The organism is Flavobacterium sp. (genome assembly GCF_035456225.1).
GTDB lineage: Bacteria > Bacteroidota > Bacteroidia > Flavobacteriales > Flavobacteriaceae > Flavobacterium.
The window spans coordinates 1-5,433 of record NZ_DATIDM010000026.1 but is presented as its reverse complement, the minus strand read 5'-3'; the positions used below and the strand labels follow the sequence as shown (position 1 = coordinate 5,433).

The window sequence follows — 5,433 nt, the reverse complement described above, 5'->3', positions numbered from 1 at the left end:
GTTCATAAAAAAAATAATCACTAAGGAAAAAATAACCTAATCACAACTAATGGCAACAATTTTAATTACAGGTGGTGCAGGAAATGTAGCCAGTGCTTTGGCCGGAAGATTGGCTGAAAATAAAGAAAATACAATTATCATTGCAGACAACCTGTCTACCGGAAATATCTCAAAAGTTCCTATCGCAGCTAACGTAAAGTTTATTAAAGCAAATGTCAATAATTACAATGATGTTGTGCCTATTTTCGGAAGATATTCCTTTGATTATGTTTTTCACTATGCTGCTGTAGTAGGGGTGAAGCGTACTTTGGAGAATCCGATTATGGTTTTGGAAGACATTGAAGGAATAAAAAACATCCTGTCACTTTCTAAAAACTCCGGCGTTAAAAGAGTATTCTATTCGAGTTCTTCTGAGGTATATGGCGAACCGTTTGAAATTCCGCAGAATGAGAAAACCACGCCACTTAATTCACGATTGCCTTATGCAATTGTAAAAAATGTCGGAGAAGCTTTTTTCCGTTCCTATTATCAGGAATATGGTTTGGAGTATACGATCTTCCGTTTTTTCAATACTTACGGAACCAATCAGAGCGAAGATTTTGTAGTGCCCCGTTTTTTAAAAGCAGCTTTAAATAATGAACCGATTGCTATTTACGGTGACGGTTCGCAAACAAGATCGTTCTGTTATGTTGAAGATAACGTAGATACCTGTATTAAAGCCATGTATGACGAAAAATGCATTCATGAAGTAATCAATGTGGGAAGTGATAAGGAGATGACCATTTTGGATTTGGCAAAACGTATTATTGCCATAACTAATTCGAAATCGGAAATCATACATTTACCGGCCTTAGAAGAAGGGGATATGACACGTCGTTGCCCGGATACTTCAAAAATGAGAGCCATTTTGGGAAGAGACTTAATTTCATTGGAAGAAGGAATTACCCGTTTAATCCATCATTATGCGAATAGGAAGTAATCCCAATAATCACAAGACAATTGATCTTAATGCGGCTTCACACCGTGTTATTATACCCATTTACATTCCCAATGCGGAAGGGTATTTCAAAGATTCTTTTGCAGTTTTAAAAGTCTGCATCCACTCCCTTTTGGCAACTGTGAATAAGGACACGGTGGTGTCGCTTATTTCCAACGGAAGCTCCGAGGAAGTGAATAACTACATAAAAGAGTTGTGGTCGCAGGGAAAAATTGACCGGGCGGTTTTCAATAAAGAGAATGTGGGAAAAATGAATGCCATCATCGCCGAAACCCGTGCCAGTTTTGAAGAATTCATTACCTATTCTGATGCCGATGTTTTTTTTGATAAAGGCTGGTTGCAACAGACTTTCGACATGTTTCGACATGTCCCAAAGGCAGGATTTGTTTCGATGAATCCCACACCAAGAAATTACAGTCATGCCGATTCAACACTATTCGATAATCTCTTTACCGTCTTATTTAAGAAAAGAAAAACAAGTGACGTTTGTGCATTCGATGATTTAGCGCATTTTCACAAAAGCGTCGGACAAAATAATGAGTTTACGGAAAAGATGTTCGCTGGTACTGTTTTTTGTGTGGGTAAGCATCTTAATTATATAATTGGAGCAGGGCATTTTTGTTGCACCATCCGAAAAACACCAACTTTACGATTCGTACCTAAAGAAAAATCATATATTGGCGTATCAGGAGGTTCAGAATCCATTTATCTGGACATTCCGTTTGATAAAACCGGGCTTTGGCGTTTGTCTTCACCCAAAGCTTGTGTATGGCATATGGGAAATACTTTAGAAAAAGAATGGACTGAATGTAAGCTGAATGCATTGAAAGAATATAATGAAAAAGAATTTTCATTTCAGGTACTGCCATTTCAGGATGTTTCATTTTTAGCTAAAATAATTCCCTATTTTATAAGATCTAAGACTAGCAGATTACTGAAAAAAATTAAAATACTGTCTTGATATCATGCTTGATTCACTAAGAAAAGTTTTGTATCATATTCTCAATCGGCCTCAAAAGAAAAACAATGTCACTTTTTTTGGCTTTCACAGAGGGTTGCAAAATGTTGCTTTTGAAGGTAAAAATGCGATTCCGGACCGTTGCAATTTTTCTGGAACAATTAAGATTGGCTATGCTACAACATTAGGGTATAATAATTTATTGGGCGGAACGATTACCATTGGTAAATATTGTCAGATTGGTGCTGATGTAGCCATGCATGCAACGAATCATCCAATGAATTATATGACCACTTATATCAATAAGAATTTGTTTCAAGGGGAACTTAAAAAATTAAAGGAAGACAAACAGATACATATTGGTCATGATGTATGGATTGGGCATAACGTAATTATAGTAGGAAATGTAAATGTTGGTAACGGGGCTATACTGGCAGCCGGAAGTGTGGTTACTAAAGATGTTCCACCGTACACTATTGTAGCCGGTGTTCCTGCAAAACCAATTCGTAAACGATTTTCTGATAAAGTTGTTCAGGAAATTGAAGCTTTGCATTGGTGGGATAAATCAGAAGCTGAACTGGAAAAGATAAAGCCTTTGTTTTTTAAAGATTTTACGAATAAAGAAAGTATTTATGAGTAAAACCATAGCCATCATCCCGGCCCGCGGTGGTTCCAAACGACTTCCGGGTAAAAACGTTCTGCTTTTGGGAGGAATTCCTCTTATAGTCCACAGTATTCGTTATGCGCAGCAGCATCCTTTTATTGATGCGGTTTATGTTTCCACGGATGATGCTGAAATAAAAGCGGTCGCTTTAGCCTACGGTGCAAAAGTTGTGGATCGTCCCGCAGCGATTTCAGGGGATTTTGAACCTACGGTTTCGGCTTTAAAACATGTTTTGGAAAATGTGGAAGGTGTAACCGATGTTGTATTACTTCAGGCTACCAATCCGCTTCGACCGGATAACTTACTCAAAGAAGCCTTATTGAAGTACGAAGAAGGAAAGTACGACAGTTTGTTTACCGTAACCCGCAATCGTCAGAAGTTGGGTAAAATAATTACGGATAAATTCGTTCCTTTTAACTACGAAATAGGACAGCGCAGTCAGGATTTGGAACCATTGTATTTTGAAAACGGTTTGCTGTACATCAGCAAGGCATCACTGATTATGAAAGATACCATTCTGAGTGAAGACGCTTTCCCGATGATAGTTAATCATCCTTTTGCAAATGTTGATATCGATACTCAGGAAGATTTTGATTTTGCAACATACCTTTTTAATAAATTTACAATACATAATTCATAATTTTCATCATGAATCCATATATAGAAATAGCCGGAAGAAAAATTGGTGCCGATTTTCCACCTTTAGTAATAGCCGAAATCGGAATTAACCACGAAGGTTCGTTGCAGGTAGCCAAAGAAATGGTCGATGCCGCGTATCGTGCCGGTGTTGAGGTGGTGAAACACCAAACCCATATCGTGGAAGATGAAATGAGTGGTGCTGCCAAAAAAGTGATTCCGGGTAACGCCGACGTTTCAATTTATGAAATCATGGAACGTTGCGCTTTGAATGAAGTTGAGGAACTTGAATTAAAAAAATACGTGGAAAGCAAAGGAATGATTTTCATTTCCACGCCTTTTTCCCGTGCCGCTGCCGAGCGTCTGAAGAAATTTGACATTCCGGGGTATAAAATCGGTTCAGGAGAATGTAATAATTATCCGTTATTGGAGCATATCGCTTCCTTTGGTAAGCCCGTTATTTTAAGTACGGGAATGAATACAATCGAAAGTATTCAAAAAGCGGTTGCTATTTTTGACAAACACAATGTTCCCGTGGCTTTGTTGCACACTACGAATTTATATCCGACACCCATTCACTTGGTGCGTTTCGGAGCGATGATGGAGATGCACAATGCATTTCCGGACAAGGTTTTTGGATTATCGGATCATACCTTAAATAATAATGCCTGTCTGGGGGCGGTTGCTTTGGGCGCTTCCATATTGGAGCGTCATTTCACGGATCATATGAACCGCACCGGTCCGGACATCGTTTGCAGTATGGACGAACAGGCTACAAGAGAGCTGATTGTAAACAGTGCCGAAATGGCCTTAATGCGAGGCGGGACTAAAAAACCGGCTGATGAAGAACAAGTTACCATTGACTTCGCATTTGCCACAGTTTGTTCCATCGCGCCGATTAAAAAAGGAGATGTTTTTACCAAAGGGAATATTTGGGTAAAACGCCCGGGAACCGGAAAGATTTTGGCAGAACATTTTGAAAGTCTTTTAGGAAAAACAGCTACTTGTGACATTGAAAACGATAAACAATTGGTTTGGGAAGACATAAAGTAATGAAAGATTTCACAGCATTTTTATTAACAAAAGTATATCAGTCAAAGCCGATTGATGAAAAGTATATAGACAATGCTTTTCAGTTGACTTTTAAAGACGTAGTATATCATTTTCCTAATCTCACACTGGAAGAGGTGAAGTACAGGATAATTTCGAATGCCAATGAATTGGCAGTTTTTTTATTTCGGCTAGGAAGTGAACTTCATCAAGATAATCAGCACGATTTAAAATCACAAATACATTGGTTACTAAAAGAATTATGTTCTTGTGAAATTTATTTTAACAATACTATTGATGAAGGATTTTATGTTGTCCACGGACAAGGTACTGTTATTGGCAGCAGAAATGTGATAGGAAAAGGTTTTAAAATTCATCAGGGTTGCACCATCGGACATAAAACAAATGGTGGTGGTAATGGGAATGTAATTGGGGATAACGTAACAATGTACTGTAATTCATCTGTTATAGGTGAATTATATATTGGGGATAATGTAATAATTGGAGCTCACGTGCTGCTTACTAAAGATTGCGATGCCTCTAAAATATTCATATCTGCAAATACGGTTAATGAAAAGGGTTTAAGATAAATGAGAAAAATACTATTCCTAACAGGGACCCGAGCCGATTTCGGTAAAATAAAATCGCTAATCCAAATTCTTGAAAATCATCATGATTTTGAGGTTTTTGTTTTTGTAACCGGTATGCATCTGCTAAAGGAGTACGGTTATACTTTGTTGGAGATAGAACGATGTGGGTTTTCCAATGTGCATACGTTTGAAAATCACACCCACGAAACAACAATGGATTTAACGTTAGCGAAAACCATAGAAGGGTTATCGTCTTATGTTAAAACTTGTGAGCCCGATATGATTGTTATTCATGGTGACCGAGTGGAAGCTTTGGCAGGAGCGATAGTGGGTTCGTTGAATAATATTTTGGTATCTCACATTGAAGGCGGCGAAGTTTCCGGAACAATTGATGAATTTATTCGTCATTCTACCAGTAAAATGAGTCATGTTCACTTCGTTTCCAATCAACAGGCCAAAAAGCGACTCATTCAGATGGGTGAATTGTCGGAATCCGTATTTACCATTGGTTCCCCTGATGTGGACATTATGTTTTCGG

General features: G+C 38.2%; 7 protein-coding genes. All 7 read left to right on the top strand.

The window, feature by feature from the left end; all coding sequences use genetic code 11:
• The first annotated feature begins 49 nt into the window (after positions 1-49).
• Positions 50-979 (top strand): NAD-dependent epimerase/dehydratase family protein, encoded by a 930-nt coding sequence (locus VLB74_RS01445; protein WP_325201693.1) that lies wholly within the window; start codon positions 50-52, stop codon positions 977-979.
• On the top strand, positions 963-1,958 hold the full coding sequence (locus VLB74_RS01440) for a glycosyltransferase family A protein (protein ID WP_325201692.1): 996 nt from the start codon (positions 963-965) through the stop codon (positions 1,956-1,958). Before VLB74_RS01445 ends, VLB74_RS01440 begins: the two co-directional genes overlap by 17 nt.
• A gap of 4 nt (positions 1,959-1,962) precedes the next feature.
• A complete protein-coding gene (locus VLB74_RS01435) occupies positions 1,963-2,595 on the top strand; it encodes a CatB-related O-acetyltransferase (RefSeq protein ID WP_325201691.1) in 633 nt (210 codons plus the stop codon).
• Complete coding sequence (locus VLB74_RS01430) at positions 2,588-3,259, top strand: acylneuraminate cytidylyltransferase family protein (RefSeq protein WP_325201690.1); 672 nt, start codon at positions 2,588-2,590, stop codon at positions 3,257-3,259. Before VLB74_RS01435 ends, VLB74_RS01430 begins: the two co-directional genes overlap by 8 nt.
• Positions 3,260-3,267: 8 nt before the next feature.
• Positions 3,268-4,308, top strand: coding sequence for an N-acetylneuraminate synthase family protein (locus tag VLB74_RS01425; protein WP_325201689.1), 1,041 nt, complete (start codon positions 3,268-3,270; stop codon positions 4,306-4,308).
• Entirely contained in the window at positions 4,308-4,895 is a 588-nt protein-coding gene (locus tag VLB74_RS01420; protein ID WP_325201688.1) for an LbetaH domain-containing protein, read from the top strand. The genes VLB74_RS01425 and VLB74_RS01420 overlap by 1 nt, the downstream gene beginning before the upstream one ends.
• Positions 4,896-5,433, top strand: a 538-nt coding sequence (locus VLB74_RS01415; RefSeq protein ID WP_325201687.1) for a UDP-N-acetylglucosamine 2-epimerase, incomplete at its 3' end; no start/stop codon positions are given.